This is a genomic window from Gracilinema caldarium, from assembly GCF_029265695.1.
GTDB classification, from domain to species: domain Bacteria; phylum Spirochaetota; class Spirochaetia; order Treponematales; family Breznakiellaceae; genus Gracilinema; species Gracilinema caldarium_A.
Map to the genome: position 1 here is coordinate 97,879 of NZ_JAJUHW010000001.1, position 22,415 is coordinate 120,293.

The 22,415-nt window shown below is 46.5% G+C and carries 22 protein-coding genes and 1 tRNA gene; 15 read left to right on the forward strand and 8 right to left on the reverse strand.

Features of this window, described 5'->3' with window-relative positions; translation table 11 throughout:
- The first annotated feature begins 90 nt into the window (after positions 1–90).
- The 3 genes from Q7P68_RS00400 (at position 91) to fusA (ending at position 4,432) form a co-directional block, all read left to right on the forward strand.
- Positions 91–1,416, forward strand: a complete 1,326-nt coding sequence (locus tag Q7P68_RS00400; RefSeq protein ID WP_304221399.1) for a condensation domain-containing protein — start codon at positions 91–93, stop codon at positions 1,414–1,416.
- Positions 1,417–1,565: 149 nt separating this feature from the next.
- The gene (locus Q7P68_RS00405) at positions 1,566–2,315 is read left to right on the forward strand and encodes a DUF6320 domain-containing protein (RefSeq protein WP_304221402.1); all 750 of its coding nucleotides are present in this window, start codon (positions 1,566–1,568) and stop codon (positions 2,313–2,315) included.
- A gap of 89 nt (positions 2,316–2,404) precedes the next feature.
- A complete protein-coding gene (gene fusA / locus Q7P68_RS00410; RefSeq protein ID WP_304221405.1) occupies positions 2,405–4,432 on the forward strand; it encodes an elongation factor G in 2,028 nt (675 codons plus the stop codon).
- Between the two features lie 38 nt (positions 4,433–4,470).
- Here fusA and Q7P68_RS00415 read toward each other — a convergent pair whose 3' ends face one another.
- From Q7P68_RS00415 to Q7P68_RS00435, 5 genes are all read right to left on the reverse strand, one after another.
- Positions 4,471–4,860, reverse strand: a complete 390-nt coding sequence (locus Q7P68_RS00415; RefSeq protein ID WP_304221408.1) for a ParB N-terminal domain-containing protein — start codon at positions 4,858–4,860, stop codon at positions 4,471–4,473.
- A 10-nt stretch (positions 4,861–4,870) separates the two neighbouring features.
- Positions 4,871–7,444 (reverse strand): penicillin-binding protein 1A, encoded by a 2,574-nt coding sequence (locus tag Q7P68_RS00420; RefSeq protein ID WP_304221411.1) that lies wholly within the window; start codon positions 7,442–7,444, stop codon positions 4,871–4,873.
- 173 nt (positions 7,445–7,617) lie between these two features.
- Positions 7,618–8,595 (reverse strand): hypothetical protein, encoded by a 978-nt coding sequence (locus Q7P68_RS00425; protein WP_304221412.1) that lies wholly within the window; start codon positions 8,593–8,595, stop codon positions 7,618–7,620.
- Positions 8,595–9,563: a LysM peptidoglycan-binding domain-containing M23 family metallopeptidase gene (locus tag Q7P68_RS00430; protein ID WP_304221414.1), complete on the reverse strand. Its 969-nt coding sequence runs from the start codon at positions 9,561–9,563 to the stop codon at positions 8,595–8,597. Before Q7P68_RS00430 ends, Q7P68_RS00425 begins: the two co-directional genes overlap by 1 nt.
- Positions 9,564–9,651: 88 nt before the next feature.
- Positions 9,652–9,822, reverse strand: coding sequence for a DUF362 domain-containing protein (locus Q7P68_RS00435; RefSeq protein WP_013968323.1), 171 nt, complete (start codon positions 9,820–9,822; stop codon positions 9,652–9,654).
- Positions 9,823–10,120: 298 nt separating this feature from the next.
- Between Q7P68_RS00435 and Q7P68_RS00440 the strand changes: the two genes are divergently transcribed.
- Complete coding sequence (locus tag Q7P68_RS00440; protein ID WP_304221422.1) at positions 10,121–10,930, forward strand: DUF4349 domain-containing protein; 810 nt, start codon at positions 10,121–10,123, stop codon at positions 10,928–10,930.
- A gap of 105 nt (positions 10,931–11,035) precedes the next feature.
- Here the strand turns inward: Q7P68_RS00440 and Q7P68_RS00445 are convergent.
- A tRNA-Pro gene (locus Q7P68_RS00445) sits at positions 11,036–11,109 on the reverse strand.
- 96 nt (positions 11,110–11,205) lie between these two features.
- Here Q7P68_RS00445 and Q7P68_RS00450 point away from each other — a divergent pair.
- Entirely contained in the window at positions 11,206–12,285 is a 1,080-nt protein-coding gene (locus Q7P68_RS00450) for a zinc dependent phospholipase C family protein (RefSeq protein ID WP_304221424.1), read from the forward strand.
- 71 nt (positions 12,286–12,356) lie between these two features.
- Positions 12,357–14,402: a methyl-accepting chemotaxis protein gene (locus tag Q7P68_RS00455; RefSeq protein ID WP_304221426.1), complete on the forward strand. Its 2,046-nt coding sequence runs from the start codon at positions 12,357–12,359 to the stop codon at positions 14,400–14,402.
- Between the two features lie 60 nt (positions 14,403–14,462).
- Here Q7P68_RS00455 and gpmI read toward each other — a convergent pair whose 3' ends face one another.
- A complete protein-coding gene (gpmI, locus tag Q7P68_RS00460) occupies positions 14,463–16,130 on the reverse strand; it encodes a 2,3-bisphosphoglycerate-independent phosphoglycerate mutase (protein ID WP_304221427.1) in 1,668 nt (555 codons plus the stop codon).
- 146 nt (positions 16,131–16,276) lie between these two features.
- Between gpmI and Q7P68_RS00465 the strand changes: the two genes are divergently transcribed.
- The 9 genes from Q7P68_RS00465 to Q7P68_RS00505 are packed head-to-tail and all read left to right on the forward strand — an operon-like array spanning position 16,277 to position 21,224.
- Positions 16,277–16,624, forward strand: a complete 348-nt coding sequence (locus tag Q7P68_RS00465) for a hypothetical protein (protein ID WP_304221429.1) — start codon at positions 16,277–16,279, stop codon at positions 16,622–16,624.
- A gap of 26 nt (positions 16,625–16,650) precedes the next feature.
- The gene (locus Q7P68_RS00470) at positions 16,651–17,106 is read left to right on the forward strand and encodes a PTS sugar transporter subunit IIA (protein ID WP_304221431.1); all 456 of its coding nucleotides are present in this window, start codon (positions 16,651–16,653) and stop codon (positions 17,104–17,106) included.
- A gap of 13 nt (positions 17,107–17,119) precedes the next feature.
- On the forward strand, positions 17,120–17,638 hold the full coding sequence (locus tag Q7P68_RS00475; protein ID WP_304221433.1) for a Na+/H+ antiporter subunit E: 519 nt from the start codon (positions 17,120–17,122) through the stop codon (positions 17,636–17,638).
- Complete coding sequence (locus tag Q7P68_RS00480; RefSeq protein ID WP_304221435.1) at positions 17,635–17,913, forward strand: MrpF/PhaF family protein; 279 nt, start codon at positions 17,635–17,637, stop codon at positions 17,911–17,913. Before Q7P68_RS00475 ends, Q7P68_RS00480 begins: the two co-directional genes overlap by 4 nt.
- Positions 17,913–18,230: a cation:proton antiporter gene (locus Q7P68_RS00485; RefSeq protein WP_304221438.1), complete on the forward strand. Its 318-nt coding sequence runs from the start codon at positions 17,913–17,915 to the stop codon at positions 18,228–18,230. The genes Q7P68_RS00480 and Q7P68_RS00485 overlap by 1 nt, the downstream gene beginning before the upstream one ends.
- On the forward strand, positions 18,227–18,457 hold the full coding sequence (locus tag Q7P68_RS00490) for a Na(+)/H(+) antiporter subunit B (RefSeq protein WP_304221440.1): 231 nt from the start codon (positions 18,227–18,229) through the stop codon (positions 18,455–18,457). The genes Q7P68_RS00485 and Q7P68_RS00490 overlap by 4 nt, the downstream gene beginning before the upstream one ends.
- A complete protein-coding gene (locus Q7P68_RS00495) occupies positions 18,454–19,185 on the forward strand; it encodes an MnhB domain-containing protein (protein ID WP_304221443.1) in 732 nt (243 codons plus the stop codon). The genes Q7P68_RS00490 and Q7P68_RS00495 overlap by 4 nt, the downstream gene beginning before the upstream one ends.
- Positions 19,175–19,519, forward strand: coding sequence for a sodium:proton antiporter (locus Q7P68_RS00500; RefSeq protein ID WP_304221446.1), 345 nt, complete (start codon positions 19,175–19,177; stop codon positions 19,517–19,519). Before Q7P68_RS00495 ends, Q7P68_RS00500 begins: the two co-directional genes overlap by 11 nt.
- Positions 19,509–21,224: a complex I subunit 5 family protein gene (locus tag Q7P68_RS00505; protein ID WP_304221448.1), complete on the forward strand. Its 1,716-nt coding sequence runs from the start codon at positions 19,509–19,511 to the stop codon at positions 21,222–21,224. The genes Q7P68_RS00500 and Q7P68_RS00505 overlap by 11 nt, the downstream gene beginning before the upstream one ends.
- A gap of 9 nt (positions 21,225–21,233) precedes the next feature.
- Here Q7P68_RS00505 and Q7P68_RS00510 read toward each other — a convergent pair whose 3' ends face one another.
- Positions 21,234–22,403 (reverse strand): PP2C family protein-serine/threonine phosphatase, encoded by a 1,170-nt coding sequence (locus tag Q7P68_RS00510; protein ID WP_304221450.1) that lies wholly within the window; start codon positions 22,401–22,403, stop codon positions 21,234–21,236.
- Positions 22,404–22,415 lie beyond the last annotated feature (12 nt).

Consider the following 22,415-nt stretch of genomic DNA (forward strand, 5'->3'; position numbering starts at 1 on the left):
TATAATAGTAAGACATATTGCATTGCCATGAAAAGGGGGATCATAAAAAAATGCAACAAAAATGTGATAAATTTGTCTATAATTAACGATATGGCCCACTCAACCCATGATGACACTTTTTATTCCCTGGATAACAGCGCTATATTCATGGCCGCCATTGCGGGGGCTTCAGGACCCTTTGTTTTCCGCTTCTATTGTGAGTTGGATAATCCCGTTTTTGTTCCCGCCCTTCAGGATGCGGTAAATGCTCTTTTCCCCCGCTTCCCCTATCTTTTTGTACGGCTTAGAAGCGGTGTTTTCTGGCATTATCTCGATCCTGTTTCTAAGCCGCCCCGTGTCGAAAAAGAAACAGCCTATCCCTGCGGCCCCCTTCCTCAGGGAGGAGACCGGCCTGCTCTGCGTGTTTTTGCCTATGGCCGTCGTATTGCGGTCGAATTCCACCATGTGGTAACCGACGGAACCGGTGCCATTGCATTCATGAGGGCTCTGATTACTGAATACCTTCGAAATATAGGTATCGGTTTAGAGCTTTCCGATGCAGATCTTGTATCCTTTGGCATCAAACATCCTCGAGAGCCGGTGGATGCCGGCGAATCAGAAGATGGATATAATAAATATTTTAGACCCAGTGCGACCGTCCCGGATAAAACAGGGCAAGCTTTTCTTATTCCCGGCCGCCGTATGTTTATATCCTATCGGGAAACATTAGGTTCTATGGATGTACGGCAGGTGCTGGATGTAGCAAAAAAATATAAAGTGACCCTTACAGAATTTCTTTCCGCAATCCATCTTGATGTTCTGCAGGATATGTATGAATCCTTGGATCGGAAGGCTCAAAAAGGAGCAAAAAAAGTTATATCTATTCAAGTACCGGTTAACCTCAGAAAGATTTATCCTTCTCAATCTTTACGGAATTTTTTCCTTTTTGTCGCTCCCTATATTGATGTACGGCTTGGACATTGGAGTTTTGATGAAATTCTGCGGCGGGTTCATCATCAGATGCAGCTTGGTCTTGAAGATAAGGAACTGGTTCGGCAGCTTAAACGAAATGTGGGGGGCGAAAGGAATCCTTTTGGTAAAATTGTTTTTTTACCGATTAAGACCCTGGTGCTCCGCATTATCAATGCGGTGATTGGCGTCGGCGCCTATTCCGGTTCTCTTTCCAATGTTGGTATAGTAGAAATGCCAGAGGCCCTTGCGGCTCATATCGTCCGCTTTAGCTTTATACCATCCCGAGCTCGGACCACCGGAGCCAATGTGGGTGTCCTTACCTGGCAAAACAGGCTGTACATCAATATTGGGAGTATGGTCCATGAAAGGGATTTTGAACGCAGGTTTTTTACAAAACTTTCATCCTTTGGAATTGATGTATTTGTCATGAGCAGTGATCCAATTTCAAAAGTCGATTACTTTTGAAATTGGCTTTGCGATTGCTTGCGGATGCGTGCGGTTTCTTTAAAATCCCACGCATCCGCTGCGCCAAATCGCGGTTTTATTAGGTAGCTCTTTCAAAACTCCCTGAGTTTTGAAAGAGCTTTCAGTGAGAATGAAGGAGATACAAAGCTATGAGACATTGTGCTTTTTGTGCTGTAAATGTTCGGGAAACCGATGAGCGCTGTCCTCTGTGCGGAAAACCCACGATAGAAGGAGAATTGCAACGCAGCGAATCCTTGCATGCGCCGGGCGCAACGGATTATCCATCATCAAAAAATAAATTAGAAAAACAAACCGAACAGGAAACTGAGTCTCGGGATGTGAGGGTGAGTAAAAAGCTGGCAGTGGAGCTTATTTCGGTCTTTTTTGGCATCGCATTGGTAGTCACCATTTTGGCTAACCTTTTTGCTGAACACCGGCTTTCCTGGTCCCTCTATGCTGGGGTGGGAATTCTCATGTTATGGCTTATCATCAGTATTCCTCTTATTCTTAAAAAATATCCCTGGATTATATTTGCAATTCTCGGGCCGAGTATTCCTCTTCTTATCTTTGTTCTTGATGTATTGGATGGCCGCATTACCTGGTTCCTTGGCTATGGGCTGCCCATTACGCTGCTCGTTGAAATTTCCGTTACATTGGGAGCCCTGTTTATAGGTATTTCGCGAAGAAAGGGCTTGAATGTCTTTGCAATCCTTTTGTTGGCCGCAAGTTTTCTCTGTCTCGGCCTGGAATTTGTCATCGATCTTAATGTACAGCACCGGCTCTCCCTTGACTGGTCAGTTATAGTTGCCTTTGTATGCGTTCCAATGGCAGGACTTCTCTTTTACCTCCATTACAGGATTATGAAAAAGGCATCCCTGCGAAAGCTATTCCGTATCTGAAGCTGGCTATTGAACCGATGTGCGTGCATATTCTTGCTTCCCTTGCATTATAGGCCTGTCATCGGGTAAAATCCTGCGAGGAGTACTGAATGCTGGAACGGATGCGCAACATCGGCATAATGGCCCATATCGATGCCGGAAAAACAACAACTACCGAACGGATCCTCTATTATACCGGAAAAAGTCATCGTATTGGCGAGGTTGATGATGGGGAAGCCATTATGGACTGGATGGAACAGGAACAGGAACGGGGAATTACCATCCAGAGCGCTGCAACTACCACTTATTGGAAAGACCATCAAATTAACATTATAGATACCCCTGGACACGTGGATTTTACCGCTGAAGTTGAACGATCACTCAGGGTCCTCGATGGGGCTATCTGTATTTTTTGCGCCGTAAGCGGTGTGGAGCCCCAAACCGAAACGGTATGGCATCAGGCAGACCGATATCGGGTTCCCCGTATCGGCTATATCAATAAAATGGACCGGATGGGGGCTGATTTTTATCAGGTTTTAGATGATATAAAGGCCAAGTTGGGTGCTCAAGCGGTACCCATACAGCTCCCAATTGGTAGAGAAAGTGCGTTCGAAGGTGTTATCGATCTTCTTGAGATGCGAGAAATCCGTTGGGATGCATCCACCGATGGTGAAAAGATGCTTTACAGTCCTATTGCTAATGAATCGCTTGGGGAAGCCCAAGAATGGCGAGAAAAACTGATCGATGCCCTTTCTGCCTATTCTGAGGTTATTACCGATCTTTATCTTAACGGCCAAGATATTCCTCTGGACCTTATCAAAAAGGAATTGCGAAAAGCAGTTATTCAGCACAAAGTAGTTCCCCTGCTTTGTGGCGCTTCTCGAAGAAATATGGGGGTCCAGCCCCTGATAGACGCGGTTGTGGATTTCTTGCCGGCTCCTGATGAAGTAGGACCTGCAGTAGGCCACCACCTTAAAAAAGAGGAAGAGGTACAAGTCCCCTGTGATCCCAAAGGGACGCCCCTGGGATTGGTATTTAAAATTCAATATGACCGCGAAGCAGGCAGCCTCTGTTATGTTCGAATGTATTCCGGTAGCTTTAAGCCCGGTACAGTGGTCTTTAACGTAGGAAAGAAAAAACGGGAACGGGCAAACCGTATCCTAAGGATGCATTCTAATAAAAGCGAACCCATGGATGTCCTTTCTGCTGGTGATATCGGCGTGATTATTGGTATGAAGGAAGCTCAAACCGGTGACACAATCGGCAGCGAAGGGTGGCCAGTGGTGCTTGAAAAGATGCAGTTCCCTGAGCCGGTCATATCCGTCGCCATTGAACCAAAAAGCATCTCCGAACAGGATAAGCTGCGGGAAGTTCTGGGTATACTTGCCAAAGAGGATCCCACCTTTACGACTAAGGAAAATGAAGAAACAGGACAGCTCATTATATCCGGAATGGGTGAATTGCACCTGGATGTACTGGTAACTCGTATCCTTAAAGAATACAATGTTGGTGCTAAAGTTGGAAATCCCCAGGTTACTTACCGTGAATCGATTGCAAGAACAGTAGAGCATACCCAGCAATTCTCCCGAGTTCTAGCGGGAAAAGAGCATGAGGCTACATTGACTCTACGGGTAGAAGGGCTCCCCCGAGGTACCGGAAACCGCTATACCTGTGCGGCTAAAAAGAATAAAGCGCCGGAAGAGATATTTGATGCGATTGAACGGGGTATTAATTCAGCATTCCCTTCGGGGATTGTAATGGGATACCCCTGTATCGATATTGGGGTAACCCTTCTTGATCTGGAATACTCTGAACTAACCGGCTCGGAATTTGCCTTCGAGGCTTGTGCAAGCATGGGCTTTGACGAAGCATGCAGGATCGCAGATCCCTTCTTGCTGGAACCAATTATGGCTGTTACTTTGATTTCTCCCAAGGAATTTGTAGGAGATGTTATTAGTCTTATTATTCAACGCGGTGGAATTGTTCACAGTATGGATTCTAAGGCCACGGTGGACCATGTCAAAGCCCAGGCTCCCATGGCAAAAATGTTCGGTTTTATGACCGCTCTCCGATCTGTTAGTCAGGGGCGGGCAACCTTTTCTATGGAATTTTCCCATTTCGAAAAAAAACAGGGATAATTACTGCTGCCCCGGACTCTATGTTCGGGGCGGTATGTTTAATCAAGGCGAAATAGTTTCCTGAAAAACGATGAAATTGCCATCCATATTCGGCGAAAAAAGCCTGGATTGCGCAGTTTTCTGATTCTTTTGAGAGCTGTTTGAATTTCTTCGTCGTTCAAATCTTGGCGCTGAAGGTTTTCTTCTAGTTCTAATTCCAGCTTTGCAAGCTCATCTGTCGCATCAATAATCTGGGCATTAATGGTCCGCCAGCCCAGTATTTTTGCTGCTTCCAGTCTGCGGCGGCCAGATATAAGAACATTTTTTTTATTTATAAGTATGGGCTGAATCTGCCCATACCGTTTAAGACTTTCGGCGAGTTCATTTACATTCCCCAAATCTTTTCGAACCCGCTTTTTAATTTTAATATCCTCAAGGGGTATCTGCATATTGTGCCTCTTAATCCAGTAAAGGATTGTAGTCTTGATTCATCGGATTATTCGGTACATTGCCCTGGTTATTGTTTTGGGGGACAGAACTATCTACAGGTTTTTGTGATGGCAGTGAATCAAGATTCAAGGTGGGCATTTTAAGCCTATTTTGCAGCTCCGTATCATCAATATGTAATGTATCCTGTATCATTATATCCAGAGCACGCTGCGTGTATTGGCTTCCTGCGTCATGAATGTCACAATATTTCTGCGGCTGTGTACCTTCCAGAAAGGTGAGGGTAATAGTACCGTCGTTACAGTAGGACGTGGGTAACAGCCCTGATGTAGCACAGACCGTAACGTCTATAAGTCCAGTAGTGGGACGGACAAAATCCTTCATGGGAAGGTCTCGGTGAACATCCCTCATGTAATTTGCCCATACTGGCCCTGCAATAGTGGCTCCAGTCTGTGTAACACCCAGAGAGTTGCCCGGTTTGTCAAAACCAAACCAAACGGCAGTTGTATAGTACGGCGTATATCCAACGGTCCATGCATCAGCCCAGTTTTGAGTAGTACCGGTCTTTCCCGCAGCGGGGATCGTATATTTTTTACCCTTGCTGTCTGTATAGGTGAATTTTGTACCGTAACCTGAGGCATAGGCCAAAGTACCGCTTTGTATAGTTTTTTGCAGCAGGCTTGTCATGACATAGGCTGTCTGCGGGCTAATGAGCTGGATTGCTGAACCTTTTCGTTTTTGTTGCAGCCGTAGTTCCTTTTCAGGATCCAGGAATATTTTTCCGTTTCTGTCCTCCACCTGTAATATGGCTATGGGTGTAACTTCCTTGCCTTGGTTGGCAAATACCGCAAAGGCCCGGGCCATTTGAATGGGGGCTACACTGATGACCCCGAGTCCTAGGGGATACAGGCGGGGAAAGGTTTTTCGCTTTTCTTCAGGATCCGTGATGCCCAGGAGCAATGCAGCCCGGTCAATGGCTGCATCAAAACCTATACCGTCAAGTATTTTCAGGGATGGGACGTTCATCGACTGTGCGAGGGCGTACCATAGAAGCACCGGGCCCTTCCATTCTCCCTTATAGTTTAAAGGAATGTAGGGTGTTCCATTTTCATTATAAAAGACAACCGGAGAATCATAGATAAGAGAAGCTGGGGTATACTTTCGGGAATCGATGGCTGCTGAATAATATAGAGGTTTAAAGGAGCTACCGGGCATGATTTTCCCTTGCACCGCTCGGATCAGCTGGTTGCTTTGATCGTATTTAGAGCCGCCGATCATTGCTTTTATATAACCCGTTTCGTTTTCTATGGAAACGAGTGCCCCTTCTACGGTATTTTTTTCCGCAATGGTTTTTAAATTCCCGTAGGCTGTATTGGTAATAATTTTTACATCCTGCATATTGAATAGAAGCGCTGCCACGTCCAGTACCGGATTTAAGCGTTTTACATACCGATCAAGGGCTTTTTGAGCATTTTTAGAGTCCGATGTGGCATGAATTTCATCTATCCCAAAAGCAAGTGACAATAGATCGATGATGGGGACATAGAGTGCTTCAGCCTTGTCGAGTCTTGTAGAAATAGTTTTTTTGTACTCTTCATTTGCCTGAGCAAGTCCTACCGCCATTTGGCGATCCGCAGCGGCTTGAAAATCCAGGTCCAGGGTAGTTTTAACCGTAAATCCGTCCTTATAGATATCCAATGAACCGTAGAGCATGTTTTCAAGCTGGCGCCGCACATATTCGCTGAACCAGGGAGCCTTGTCATCACGGGAAAAGTAAGCGGATGTAGAGACCCGGGTATAGTCATAATTCGCCCAATACTCTTCAAAGGATGTATCCGCTTCTTTGCGTGTTGTGTAGCCCAGATCTACCATTTTGTCGAGAACTGCTTTTTGCCGGTCCCGCGCAATGTTTGGATTATCCAGCGGATTGTACCGTGCGGGGCTAGAAAGCTGGATAACCAAAATGGCTGCTTCTGCCAAAGAGATTTCCCGCGCGCTATGACCAAAATAGTACTTGCTTGCCGCTTCTACCCCGTAGGTGCCGGCGCCCATATACATTTTATTCAAGTACAGTTCTAGGATTTCATTTTTACTGTATCGACGCTCAAGCTGCAGGGCCCACCAGAGTTCTCTCAGTTTTCTGGTAATCGACCGTTCCGACCGGTCTAGATAGAGGGTTCCCGCAAGCTGTTGGGTAATGGTAGAACCTCCGCCAAGATTTTTTCCAATAATTTGTCCGACCACAGCACGTATTATGGCTTTAAGACTGAACCCATGGTGTTTATAAAAATCGGGGTCTTCCCGGGCCAGTACCGCATGAATAAGATGGGTTGGAAGTTCTTTGAGGGTTATTATTTCCCGTTTTTCCTCTGCTGAAAATTCGGTAATAACTCTGCCATTAATATCCAAGAGCTTGGATGGTAAGGCTGGTGAAAAATCGGTAAAATTTTCCTGATTTTTTATATTTATCGTTTCTGCCACAAAGAGACCGACACCGATGCCCAGAAAGATCGCTGATAATATAATAAGGATCGTCACAAGGCGCAGTATTGTTTTTTTGTGCGGTTTTTTTAAGGTTAATGCCATGTCACTGAGCCTACGGAAGGCTTGCCTTTTTGTCAAGCGAGCAAAAAAAGGGGATGTCCTCAAGTTATAGGACATCCCCTGCCGTAGTGGCTGTCGGAAGTATAGCGGTTTGGGAGGGGAACTATAGGTCCGACATTGATATCATCGGAATTAACCGAAACTTCTTAACCATTTTATTCGTCTTTAATATCCACATCGATGATGAGGGCGATCCGGTATGTTTTTCCCTTTTCTATTAAAAGCTGCTTAATCACCGAATAATCACCGACCTGGAACCGCACCGTATGCAGCCCTGGTTCAACCAACTGGGACTGGCGCGGATTTGTCACCAGTGTGTCATCAAAAAAAATCTTTGTGTTTTCTGGGGCTTCAAATACAATGAGCGGTGTAGTATCTCGTAAATCAATAGTTAGATCCGTAGTTTTTGCCCGTTCAATGAAAAAAGTACGGCTTTCGGTACGGAAATCTTCCGAGACGATGCTCAGATGATGCTCTCCGGTCTTTAAAATTCGCTCTTTAGAATAATCTGGAATGACAGCCCCATCAATCAAAACGGTAAAGGGCCGGTCTTTCATAGTCTCTGGAGTTTTAATATTCAACCTGAGAGCTCCCTCATCGGCCACAATAGGCCGGACAGTCAATACAAACTCCATGGTTTCCACTTCTTCTGATAATCCTTTAATAAGGGGCATGAGTCTCAGCACCAGGGGGAATGACTGGGGCGGAATGATCCCTGTCGGCACCGTTACATAGGGGCTGGTTTTTAGCCCATGGCCTTGACGAAGCGGAATCTGATAAACCGCCTGGAGTTTCGCGGGAATAATTTCAAAGGCAAGACGCTCAAGATTAAAATCGATGACTCCGGGTTTTAGTATTTCTTTATTTCCTTTGTAGATAGAGAGTCCCACGCTGCTGCGGTATTTTAGGTAAATTTGAGGAACCTTAAGCTCAAGCTCTATACCTCTGAGAAAAGCTGCATCCTGTGTTAGGCTTACTACAACCGAATCGATGTAGGTAAGAGTGAGACTTTTACCCTCCGGTTTATGAGGAGAAACTTCGATTGAACCCTTAAGGGTAGTCCTGAAGGTTTCTGCCTCTAAGGGGGTGAGAATAGATAATAAACAAGCAAGGGCATAAAGCCTGACTTTCATCAATTCTTTCCTTTTCCTGGCAGGAGCGGAGATGGATCACGAGCCTTTCCTTCCTGCCGTAATTCAAAATGTAAATGGGGACCGGTTGTTTGTCCAGTCATTCCAACCGTACCAATAACTGTACTTGAACGCACATAACTCTGCAAGCTGGTTTGTATGCTTCCCAGGTGTCCATATACACTGGTCCACCCTCCTTCATGGGTGATAATGATATAGTTTCCATAAACTTCATCATAACCCACCTTGGAAACAACCCCATCTCTGCAGGGGTAAACAGGGGTCCCGACAGGGGCTGCGAGATCCAGGCCTTCATGGACTTTAACGGTTCCTGTAACTGGATTTTTCCTGAGTCCAAAGCTGCTTGTGATACGTACTTCTGGTAAGGGATAACGAAATGCTGCATTAAGAAAAAAGGCCCTTTCGGTTCCGCTAAAGCCCTGGTCGGGGAGACAATAGAGATCAAGTGGTTTTTCCTCTGGATATATCCTAAGCAAGAATGCATTCTTATCTTTATATGCATTGAAAATAAGTTTTTCTAGATCCGTTTCTGTTTTGAGCGGAACGAACAATGCGGGCAGTGACGGAAGTAAAAGTTCTTTGCCTGGCTGCAGTAACGAAGGATGTTCAAAGCGGTTTAAGGTGGCAATGGTCTCATAGGGTATAGTGCATCGGGATGCAATAGTGAATAGATCTTCTCCGTTTTTTATTATGTATCGATAAACAGTTAGCCCTTGGGCCAGCTTTTTTAACCCATCCGGTTCTGAGCCTAGCAAGCCCTGACGGTACCGGGCTAGCAGCATGCGGTTTTCTTCCACATCCTGTTGATATTGGATAAATACTGGGTCAGAATTGTTGAGCGTTGTTATGAGCGGATGACGAAATGAGGGGGCAGTATAGGCATTGGAGTAGGTTAAAAAGACTAAATTGAGGATACTCGCAATAATGGTAATCTTAAGTTTATGCATCATTGGCAAAAAAAAACCGTCCAAGCAAGGACTAGGCCAGCAAAAGCGGCAGATCCTTGACATGAACGGCTTAGATAGGAAAAGAACTTCCTTAGCCAGCGATAATGGCTTCGGTGGGGCAAACCCCTGCACAGGCGCCGCAGTCCTGGCATTTATCAGGATCAATCCAGCGCATTCCGTCCTTTTCAGAAATAGCTTCAACAGGGCACTCGCCTTCGCAGGCGCCGCAGTTTACGCATGCATCAGTTACCTTGTATGCCATGAATTACCTCGCAAATTAAGGTGGGATACCACAAATTAGCACATTAATTATTTATTTTGCAAGTACCCGGGGCCAATGATAGATAAATAGATCTGTTAAATCGCGGGCAATTGGAATTTAAACTTCCGTTAAGCTAGATTTGTATCTGGGGGGAGAACATCGTATGGTTTTATTGCGTACTTTTAGAAAAACGTCTGTTTCAGTTTTATTGGGATTCGTAGTATTACTGTCTAGCTGCAGCAAAGATTCTTCGTTATTTCAGGCTAGCCTAAAGGGCAGCCCGAAGAGTAGCCCTATTATGACTGAAGCCGCTCCCGCTCTGTCAAATCGCAGCGCGGTTCAAAGCGAAAAAATGCTTGCCTCCGATGCAGCTTCACCGCAGGCAGCTCCTGCAGTCAGTGGGATGAATCCTTCCATTGTTATTCCTGAGGGACGAAAACTTATCTATACGGCCAATATTACTATAGCTGTTTCCAATGTTCAAAATGGGGCTAAAAAGTTAGAAGACCAGCTTGTAAATTTTAAAGCCTATGTAGCTTCCCAAGATTGGTATGAAAATTCAGTAACCTACGAGATCAAGGTTCCCGTGGACCAGTTTGATCCGCTTATGGAAACCTTAGGAGCTTCCGGCAAGGTACGACGAAAAAATGTACAGGCCCGGGATGTCACCGAATATTATTATGATCTCGAAAATCGGGTAAAGAATAAGCGGATTTTGGTAGAACGATACCAAACCTATCTAAAAAATGCTAAAACGGTAGAGGATCTCCTGAATGTAGAGCGGTTCTTAAACGATGCAACTACGGAACTGGAAAGTCTAGAAGGAAATTTCCGGGGCCTTGTAAAACAGGTGGATTACGCCACAATCAATTTGACCATAGAGCCGGAAGTCTCAGCCGGTACCGGTGAACCGGGCTTTTTTGACCAGCTTAAAAATCTGTTTGCAGCCTTTGGGGCATTTTTACAAACTGTTTTAGTTATAATGATTGGCACTGTGCTGTATGGCGTGCCCTTGGTGCTCCTTGCGGCCCTGCTCTGGTGGCTGCTTTTGGGCCGGATTGGGCTACTGCGCAAGCTCTTTGCATTGGTTGCTGTAAGGAAAAAATAAAAATTCAGGCTGCTTGGTCGCGACTGGTTCGATCTTCGGTTCATATAGAACCTGGGTAATAAAAAAGGGGATGTCCTTAACGTATTGGACATCCCCTTTGTAATTTCGGGCAAGGCGGACTCGAACCGCCGACCCCAAGTCCCCCAGACTTGTACGCTAACCACCTGCGCTATTGCCCGGAACGTGATGCAACATAGCATAAGCCGCCCGTTTGTGTCAACAGTGGCCGTAAATGTGTTGCTCTTTTCCACCCGTTTTGTGCTATCCTGTAGTATATGCCCTCTCAAGTAGCGCACATATTATTCGGACAGGAACTTATCCGCATCTGCGAAGGCTTATTGGCGGAAAAATACGGCCAGAAGTTCGATGAACCAATACAAAAATTAAAAAATCAATATTTTTCAGTCTTCGCTCTTGGCTGCCAGGGCCCTGATATTTTTTACCATAGCCAAAGGCGCCGGCCGGTAGCGATAGAATACGGAAGTCTTTTACATCGCAGGAATTTTGGCAGTTTTATGACTCTTTTGCTAAAGCGTACCCTCAGCTCTGCCTTGACAAGTCTGGGGGCCTATGCATTAGGGTTTCTTACCCATGCTTATCTGGATCGGGCTGCCCACCCCTATATTGTTTACAAATCTGGCTGGGTATCGCCAGAACGGCCTGAGACAGCAAAATATGCCCGTTTGCATGCCTTTTTTGAGCGCATACTCGATGTGCAGCTTTTAGAACTTCTTGAGGGGATACATATTTCTGCCTGGAATCAGGATAGAATTTTAACCCGGGCTTGCGAAGAGCCTCCGGTATATCTTGTAGAAACCCTTGCCGATGCGCTGAGGTCAACCTATCCTGAACGGGCAGGGAAGGATCCCCTTTTGAACCTGCGCTTAGAAAATGCTCTTCTGGATGCAGCCTCATTTTATCGGACTACCAATCCGCAGCGAACTTCGATGAATTATAGAAAAATCGATGAGGGACTCTATCTTAAATATGACCAAAGTCCCGCATCGGTAGCCCTCATTTATCCCGAGGGTTTTCCCCTGTCAGTCGATTATTTAAATCTTGCAGAGCGACCATGGCGGCATCCCTGTCAGCAGGGCTCTGTAGACCACCGATCGTTCATCAACCTGTTTTTGGATGCCTGTCAAAAGGGGGCTCATTTTTTGTTCCAATTTATTTCTAGTTTTATCGAAACTGGACATGTACCTTCCAATTCTGTAGAACTCATCGGAAACGGAGGGCTTTCGATCTGCGACGAATCAGGGCTGCCCTGCAAGCCTGTTTGGTCTGATCCCCTCCCGCTTGACCACGTTTTGGAACAGCAATTTCTGCTCCGAACCGCCTGGTTTGGCCGTTAAAGGGAGCGGGAACTTTTGTTTCATCTCTTGAATACAAAAAAATAATAACTATAGTTTTAGGAGGAGGCTCTATGAAACTGAAAGGAAAAATGATTCTGTATCTAGCGCTGCCTTCTGCCCTCGGACTTATTGGATTAAGTCTCATTGTTGGGTTTTCAGTGGCATCTATGAGCCGGAAATCTGTGCTCAGCCTTACGGAACTAAACACGCAAAGCAGGGCTGCAGAGATCGGGCGCTGGCTCGAGGGACACATCAACAATGTTAAAAGAACTGCCGGCAACAGTGAAATGAAAAGCGGCGATATAAACCGCATACAAAACTATATTATGTCCCGGCAGGCCAACTTGCCCCAGGATGTGGCATATGAATATTTCAGCAACCTTGAAGGCAATTACTTTACTTCCGCTGGCGGTAAAGGCAATCTTTCGTCCCGGGAGTATTTTAAACAGATTGCAGCCGGCGCAGAGTATGTGGTGAGCGAAGGGCTCATATCCCTTTCCACCGGGAAAGCTATGACCTTTGTGGTGCTGCCCCAAATGAATAGCAGCGGAAAGCGGATTGGACTCACTGCCGCAGCGGTTGACCTGGAAACCATTTCTGGCATCGTATCGGGTATTAAATACGGCCAAGCCTATGCAGCAATTATTGACAGTAAATTAAACGTTATTGCCCATCCTAATAAAGAATTGGTGCTCAAAGCTAATTTTTCTGAACCTTCTAAGCTCGGGTATCGGGAAATGGAAGGGGCTATAGAAGCGATGCGGCAGGGGAAAACCGGGAGTCAGCACTACTGGGATGACAAGGGAGTAGGAAAATACCTTGTATATGCGCCTATCCCGCTAAGCCAGGGGTGGTATTTTACCATGGTTATTCCCGATAGTCAGATCAACGAAGCCCCGTCTAAAATTGTTTCTATGGTTGCGGCTATTTCGTCGGTTATTATCTTGCTTCTGGTGCTTATTATTCTGCTTGCGATCAATAATCTTACTAATCCGATTCGCCTTGTTTCTTCAGTAATCCAAAATCTTGGGAAAGGTCAGGTTTGGGTTGATGAAACGACGGACCAACAGATGCAGAAGGCCCATGCGTCACGGGACGAGGTTGGAGAAGCGGTACAGGCAACGACGATGCTGATGAGAACCCTCACGGATATTGTGCATTCGATTCAAACTGCAGCTTTGGAGGTGGAAAAGGGAGCCGCTGCTATCAGTCAGACTAGCCAAAACCTATCTCAGGGATCGACAGAACAGGCTGCCAGCGCAGAACAGGTCTCTTCTATGATTGAAGAAATCAGTTCCACCATCAAGCAAAGCGCGGACAATGCGGCCAGCACGGAGCAGCTTGCCCGGCGTGCTTTGGAAGATGCCCGCCAGGGAGCCGAGGCGGTGCTGCAGTCGGTGGAAGCAATGAAATCTATCGCAGCAAAGATCAGTATTATTGATGAGATTGCCAGGCAAACGAACCTGTTGGCCCTGAATGCGGCCATTGAGGCTGCCCGTGCTGGAGAAGCCGGCAAGGGCTTTGCCGTGGTTGCCAGCGAGGTCCGGAAACTTGCGGAACGGAGCCAAACGGCGGCGAACGAAATACTAGGAATTTCCAAACAGAGTGTACTGACCGTTGAAGAAGCGGGCAACCGAATTACCAATGTGCTTCCTGACGTACAAAAAACTGCTGAATTAGTGCAGGAAATCAGTGCCGCGAGCCGGGAGCAGAGCATTGGTATTGAGCAGATTGTTTCAGCAATTATGCAGCTTGATTCGGTTATTCAGCAGAACGCCAGCTCAAGTGAAGAACTGGCTTCCATGGCGGAGGAGCTTTCTTCCCAGTCCATGTCGCTGAGGCAGACTATTCAATATTTCTCTCTGAAAGAGGCGGATGTTCATGTGGTTCCCTCTAGTTCTTCCCGTGCTGCGACAATTAAGGGGCCCATACCGCAGGATGTGCCTAAGGAGAACAAGATACAGCGGGTGCTGCCAAAACGTCCGATGCAGCTACCCCAAAAGGAAGAAAAAAAGATTCCCATGCCGGAACACAAGCCAGAGGTGATTAAACCGAGCTCTGACCGAAGCATCATTCCCCCGCCCACGGCGAGCGATGATGATTTTGAAGAATTTTAGAGAATAAAAAAGGGCAATCCAGATTTTGGATTGCCCCTGATTTCTACTATTGCAGCGCTTTTAGAACGAAAGTACTGAAGGATCGTAGTCTTCTGGCGGTATAAAGCCAAGAAGCTGGATGCAGGTTGCAGCCAGCGAACTAATGCCGAGGCCGGATTTCAGGTTCCCTTCTCCGGCTTTGTAGGCGTATTCGCCCTTGTGTTCCGGATCGTAAATGATACACGGCACAGGGTTAAGACTGTGGCTTGTTTTGGCCTTGGGTTGACCATCTTCTTTGTAGATAACTGCACCGGTCTTTTTGTCATGTTCAAACATGTCATCCGAGTTCCCATGGTCAGCGGAGATGACCATAATGCCACCAGCCTTCTCTACTGCCTTGGCAAGACGCCCAAGCTGCAGGTCCATGGCTTCCATTGAACAAACGACCGCTTCGTAGTTCCCCGTGTGGCCCACCATATCGCCATTGGGATAGTTGAGCCGGATAAAATTGTATTTTCCCGATTCAATCGCTTCCAGAACTGCGTCGGTAATTTCAGCGCATTTCATCCAGGGCCGCTGCTCAAAGGGCAGAACATCGCTGGTAATTTCTACGTAGTCTTCCAGTTCTTCGCTAAACTTGCCGGTCCGGTTCCCGTTAAAGAAGTAGGTTACGTGTCCGTATTTCTGGGTTTCTGAAATCGCTAGGGTCCGCACCCCTGAAGCTGCAAGGTATTCACCCATGGTCCGGTCTATGGCAGGGGGGCTTACCAGGTACCGCTTGGGTACATGCATATCCCCGTCGTATTCCATCATGCCGGCGTAAACAACCTTGGGCCTGCGGATCCGATCAAATTTATCAAAGTCGTCCTGCTCAAAGGCAGCGGTCATTTCTAAGGCCCGGTCTCCGCGGAAATTAAAGTAAATGACCGAATCGCCGTCTTCTATAGTACCGATTGGTTTTCCATTATCTGCAATGACAAATTCTTTCAGGTCCTGATCGATGATGCCGGGGATTTCTTTGCGGTAGGTTTCCACCGCTTCTCGGGCGGATGAGAACTGGCGGGCAGTTCCCAGCACATGGGTTTTCCAACCCCGTTCTACCATTGACCAGTCGGCACCGTAGCGGTCCATAGTAATCCACATGCGGCCGCCGCCGGAAGCGATGCGGGCATCAAAATCCGCATTATTAAGACTCTTAAGATAGGCCTCGAAGGGGTCAACATATTCGAGGGCGCTGGTCTCGCCCACGTCCCGTCCATCAAAAAGAACATGGATCCGTACCTTTTTTACACCCTCTTCTTTTGCCCGCTGAATCATGGCTTTAAGGTGATCAATATGGCTATGTACGTTGCCGTCGGAGAAGAGGCCGATAAAATGGAGTGCTCCCTTGGAGCCCTTTACGTTGTCAATTACTTCCCGCCAGGCCTTACCCTGGAACATAGCACCGCTTTCGATAGACTTAGAAACCAATGCGGCTCCCTGGGAAAAGACCCGTCCGCAGCCAATGGCATTGTGGCCCACTTCGCTGTTGCCCATGTCTTCGTCGGAGGGGAGTCCTACCGCTTTTCCATGGGCTTTAAGACGGGTATGGGGACTTTTTGCCTTAATCGCTTCTAGATTGTACATTTTGGAATCGGCGACCGCATCGCCTTCCTTATATTTTCCGTATCCGACCCCGTCCATTATGACAAGTACGACCGGACCTCTGCGGCCTTTCCAGGCCGGATTTTTTTTGAGGGCTTCCACCATGGGGAACTCCTTTAATACAAATAGATTACGGAATAAAAACCGGTAATATGGTGACAATTGCAAAAATAAAATACTTTTGCAAGAACCTGAAACTATAATACTAAAAAAACTTGACAATACCAACCGGTGCCACGGATACTTGGGGTATGAAACTGCTTGTTTTAATATTAAATGATGAAGCATTTCTGGAAGAAATTCTCGAAGCCTATGTAGAAGCGGGTATCTCCCGGGCTACTATTCTTGATTCAGAAGGTATGGGCCGGTTTTTAACCTATGAGGTACCCCTTTTTGCAGATTTTAAGGATTTTATGAAGGGCAACAAACCTTACAATAAAACTATACTCTCGTTAATCGAAGACGAAGCTGTGCTGGACCAACTCGTTCCGCTTATAGAAAAAACTGTTGGTTCTTTGGAGCAGCCCGGTACGGGAATTATGTTTACGGTCCCGGTAGATTGGGTCCATGGTATATCTAAAATCTGCGTACCCGATTGAGCAATAAATAAAAAGGAGAGTGAGCCATGGTCGATTTTTCAGGAATATTAAATGCTTCGTGTATTGCAATAGACGTGGATGCAAATAGCCGCGAAGAGGTTATCCGTAAAGCTTTAGAGCTCTTACAGCATGGACAAAAAATAACTCAGCCGGAGACTATCTATCATGATATTATGGCCAGGGAACAGCTTGCGTCTACAGCTATTGGAGAGGGTATTGCGGTTCCACATGCGCTAAGTGATTCTATGCAAAGTACGGTCATGGCGGTCATCCGGCTAAAACATCCTATAGATTTTAATGCCCCCGACGGTAAACCGGTGGATCTCTTTTTTATAATGGCAGGTCCAAAAAATGATACGGCATACCATTTAAAGCTCCTTTCCCGGCTTGCTCGGCTGCTTCATGATCCCCATTTTCGGGAACAGGCTCGTTCAGCCGCCACTAGAGAAAACCTTGCCGCCCTGCTTTTAGAAAAAGATTAGGAGAGCTCTATTGATGGAAACAAAAAAGAGTCTCTTATGGAACCTGATACGATATTTTATCACCGTCATTTTCCTTTTTATTTGCTGGATGCTTTTTTCTGCAACCCTGGATTTTCCCTATGTAATGATAGGCTTGGTGGGATCCCTAGTTATCTCCCTTTTTGTTTTTAATGTGTTTATAGAACCTCACGAAGCGGGCCGCAGATCCGTTATCCCCCGTCTTTTGCCTCTCCTCGGGTATTTCCCTTTGCTCATTCGTGCTCTTTATATTGCAAGTTTTAAAATGCTCGGTGCGGTTTTAACCGGATCTATACAGCCCGGTATTGTACATTTTAAAAGCAGGCTCCGATCTGATTTGGCGAGGGTTGTGCTTGCTCATTCTATTACCTTTAGTCCCGGAACTATAACCATGGATCTCGATGAGGACCATTATGTAGTTCATTGGATGTTCGCCAGCACCCGTCACTCAAAACAGGCAGGTTCTGAAATTAAAGATGCCTTGGAAATTCAACTACGGAAAATTTGGACATGAAACACGAGATTTATTTAGTGACGAGCTGGGTATTTATCATTTGTATTGGGCTTGCCATTATTCGGCTTTTGCTCGGCCCCCTGGGTGCTGACCGGCTTGTTGCTCTCTCTGTGATTTCTTCCCTTATTTTGGCTCTCCTCGTCATGTTCGGAACTCAGGAAGGGCGGCTTCTGTATCTGGATGTGGCTCTTCTTTATGATGTATTTGGCTTTTTGGGAATCTTGGCTATAGCCCGATTTTTTAAAGACAAAGAATCCGGAGACCGGAGGTTTTAATGTTACTTTTGATCGATATACTTTCCATGGCGATTGCCCTTTTAGCCTGTGTTTTTGCTATTGCGGGGACGCTAAGCCTTTTTCGCTTTCCAGATTGCTATACCCGCTTGCAGGGCTCTTCCCTTGCTAGTTCTACCGCTCCTTTTACCATCTTTTTTCTGAGTCTTATTAATGCTGCAGATATTGCGTCGGCATTCAGAATCCTTTTACTCATGCTCTTTTTCTTGGTGTCCTCTCCGACTACGAGCCACATTATTGTTCGCTATGCATGGTATTCGGGGGTGATACCCTGGACTAAAAAAGGACAAAAACCATGATTACCGTTCTATTGCTCTTTGTCCTTATTGGCTCCGCGTATGCCTTATTTTCCCGGGACTTATTGCATGGAACTATTGCCCTTTCTATGACCAGTGTCGTTTCAGCGCTTATATTTTATTTGCTCCATGCACCGGATGTGGCAATTACAGAGGCTGCAGTTGGCGCAGGCTTATCCACGGTGATATTTCTCTGGGTTATTAAAAACACAAAACGGAGCGATCCATGATCCGAATAATGGGACTTGGTAGTGTGCTGCTTTTGCTCGTTGTGCTAGGACCAATGATTATACCCGATGAGTCGTGGCCAGAGGTTAACCGGAATTTCCTTGCTTTACGGGGGCTTGATGATACGGGAGCAAACAATCTGGTCTCCGCTATATATTTGGGCTACAGAGCCTATGATACGATCGGGGAAACAATAGTGCTCCTTGCTGCTGTAGCGGGAGCTCTGTATCTTATTACATCCGTATCCCCATCTGCTCAAGGGCCTGTAAATATCACAATACTTGACTCTATTGAGAAAAAAAAACATGCAACACGAACAAACGTTATTAGTATGACGACGGGGAAGCTTGCTCCGGTAGTCATGCTGTTTGGCTGGTACGTTATGTTTTTTGGACACCAATCCCCAGGGGGCGGGTTCCAGGGCGGAGTCGTTCTCGCCTCGGGGCTCCTTTTTATCGCCCTCGGGAGGGAAAAGCGTCAGGCTGCATCGATTATCACTAAAGAAAGTCTGCATACTATAGAAGTAGGTTCGCTTTTTGCGATTCTTTTTATGGTCTTTATACCACTGTTCTTTGGAGCCTTTGTATTAGAAAATCCTTTTGTTTCCGCGGAGATCACCATACCCAAAGTCTTGTATATTATAGGTTTTAATGTAGCCATAGGCCTTAAGGTCGGTTCAGGGCTGGCGCTGCTTGGCCTTTTAATGATGGACATGAAATATGATGATTGACAGAATCCTTTTACTTGGCCTTTTTCTCCTGGGCTTTTACGGTCTTGCGGTACAAAAAAACTTGGTAAAGAAAGTATTTGCCCTTTCAATTCAAAATGCCGCAGTGGTATTGCTTTTTATCCTGGAGGGAGGCCGTATCGGTACGCACGCCCCTTTGGTTGTGGAGGGCTCAAAAACTTATGTAGATCCGGTACCCCAGGCGCTGATGCTCACCGCCATTGTGGTCGGGGTCTGTGTGAGTGCCCTGGCACTCGCATTGGTGTACCGCCTTTTCCGGGAGTACCAAACTCTTGATGTAGAAGAAATCCAGAAAAGGGCAAACAATGAGAAGTGAAGATCTGGTTATTCTAGAAATAATGCTACCTTTGGTCGGCGCTTCTTTTTGTTTTCTTGCAAAACTGATACATGCTCCGAAGGTTCAGAAAGGTCTTGAATGGATAGGGGGCATTGTTGGCCTTGCAATACCACTAGGTCTTTTATTTCTTTTATATGAACCTGTCAAAGAGGGGCCCCTGCGTTTTTTTGTAGGAAACCAGCATGAAACCATTGGCATAGAGATTCGTTTTGATGGGATGAGCTGGCTTCTTGGAATGATGGGTTTTATCAGTGCCTTGAGTGCCTGGCTCTTTTCGCGCAGTTCAGGACCGGACTCTCCAGTATTTTCCGCTTTGTTTCTTATACAAACCTTTGCGGTGACCGCAACTGCTGTCTCAGCCGATTTATTTAACCTATTTGTCTGTTTTGAAATTCTTGGTATTGCTTCCTATGCTCTCACGGCTTTTTCAGGAAAGGGCCGGGCCTTTATGGCGGCCTTTAGCTATATGGCGGTGAGTTCCTCTGCTATGGCTATTTTTTTGTTTGGTGTTTTTGGTATTTACCGGATTACCGGCTCTCTCTCTTTTGATGCAATTGCAAGCTATATAGTTTCCGTTAATACAGAAAGCCAGATTGTGGGCATTGGTTTATCCCTGGTTTGTATTGTGGTGGCCACTGCTGTCCGTGTGGCGATCTTGCCCGTTTATGGCTGGCTCCCTGAGGCCCATGCATCTGCTCCCCATGCAATATCAGCTGTTCTCTCCGGTGTGTTGATAAAGGTGCCTCTTTTTGCGCTGGGGCGATTTTTGTTCCTGCTCATGGCAACGGTTTCTTCAGTAGATATTGTTTTTAAGGAAATCCTGGAAATCCTGAAATTTACAGGAACTCTCACCGCCCTCGTAGCAGTTATTTTTGCCCTTTCCCAGCGGGAGGCAAAGCGGCTTTTAGCCTACCATTCTATCAGCCAGATCGGATATGTGGTAAGTGCCTGGGCTATGGCGAGTCCTGTGGCAATAGCTGCCGCATGGCTCCATGCCTTTTATCATGCTCTCTTTAAGGGTCTCCTCTTTCTCAGTGTGGGATCAGTTACCGATGCAGCAGGCTCTAAGGATGTGTATGCTGTCCGAGGTGCATATAGAACCGGATTTATTCCTACCATGAGCTTTTTTATTGGGGCCCTTTCAATTTCAGCCCTCCCTCCTTTTAACGGATTTGCAAGTAAGGCCGCGGTTTCTTCACTGCATAAGGGAACATGGGAATATGTTATCCTGAGTCTTGCGTCGATCGGAACCGTCGCTTCTATGATCAAATTAAGCAGAATATTTCTCGGAAGACCGAAACCCAGGAACGATGTAGCAGCAGAAGCTGAATGGTCTGGAACACCTCAACGGATAAGAGGCTTTTGGTTTAAGGTTTCATTGCTTATATTCTCTGCTGCCTGTGTTGTCACAGGTCTTTTTGCTCCCAAGATAGGGGCTCTGGCAGGGCATTTAACAGGTACAGATTACAATCCGGTACCAGTATCATTATTTTCCGTACCAGCTTTGCAGGGTGCGTTAATGCTCCTTGTTCAAGGGGGCTTATTATATCTTTTTGTCGTAAGCAAACCGGGAAAAACGATCACCCATGCAATAGAAGAACGACGTCCCAGCTTTGCAGGGCTTCTGTTTGCTTTTTCCCTTGCCCTCGGTGCGCTGGGAGCGCTTGTTTTGTTCCGTCATTAACAGGGAATGTTAAAAACGGATATCCACCATGGTGATATCATCGGCCAGATGGGATTCACCGATCCAGCGATTTACTTCCTCATCGATCCGTTGCGATATTTCAGAGAGGGGTGTTTTATATAGTCCCCTCAAAAGTTCAATGGTTTTTTCTTCTCCGTAGCGTTCGCCGAAGGGATCGGTCATATCGGTTAGACCATCGGAATATGCGGTGATTCTGAGCCCCTTCACGATGGGGAGTGAAATTGGCGCTTCGTTCACGAGTTTTTCTTCGATACCCAGGGGCGGTAGGTTTGGCCGGGCAATTTTACAAGCGATTTTCTTTTCTTCTTCCTGGGGAATAAAAACGAGAACCGGAGAGAAACCGCAGTTGTGAACTTCCACAGAGTTTGCATCAAAATCGATATAGAAGAGTACGGCGGCAACAAATACATCATCGGGATTCACTTCCTTAATCATGGCATTAATAAGCCCCGTGGTTTTGCGCGGATCTCCTTCATAGGCAAATAATTTAAAGGCTGCAAAAAAGGCTCCCAATGCGGTTGTTGCGAGGGAACCAGAAATGTTTTTACCTGCCACGTCAAAGCATGCGACCAGGTACCTGTTGGGGCCGATCCGGGCAGCACGATAAAAATCGCCGCCTACTTCGTGGGCCATGCGGTTATAAAATATGAGCCTGTACCGTGGATCCTCCGGGATGGGTTTGCTTAAAAGGTATTGCTGTATTTCTCCCGCCCGTCTGAGATCCTGGGCTCGAATTTCGTTAAGGTGCTCCAGCATTTGCCGTAAGTTTACGATTCCAAGGTAACTGCGATGGTGCTGGACTATGTACCATCCTGGATCATCGCCCTGGGTTTCCTTGAGGCCCTCGGCCACAATACGGTCCACATAATCGGTGGCCTCTACGGTTTTGCGGGCCGGAATGACATAGGCGTCCAGGTCTTTCTGCCAGAAACGTTTCCAGGTAGATTCAACAATCTCTTCGAGAACATGCCGTGGAACCACCCCGAGGACTGCCCCGTCCCGCTCGATAGGAAGTACTTCAAGCTCTGGCCGGTCAGAAAGGAGCTCCAGGGCCCAGCCTGCTTCAGAACCGGCACTAAGAGGTTCAACACAATCGGCAATATAACCTACTTGCAAAGGTGAAAACAGTCTCCCGATATCGCGGGCCTTCGTAGTCATATCATTTCTCCT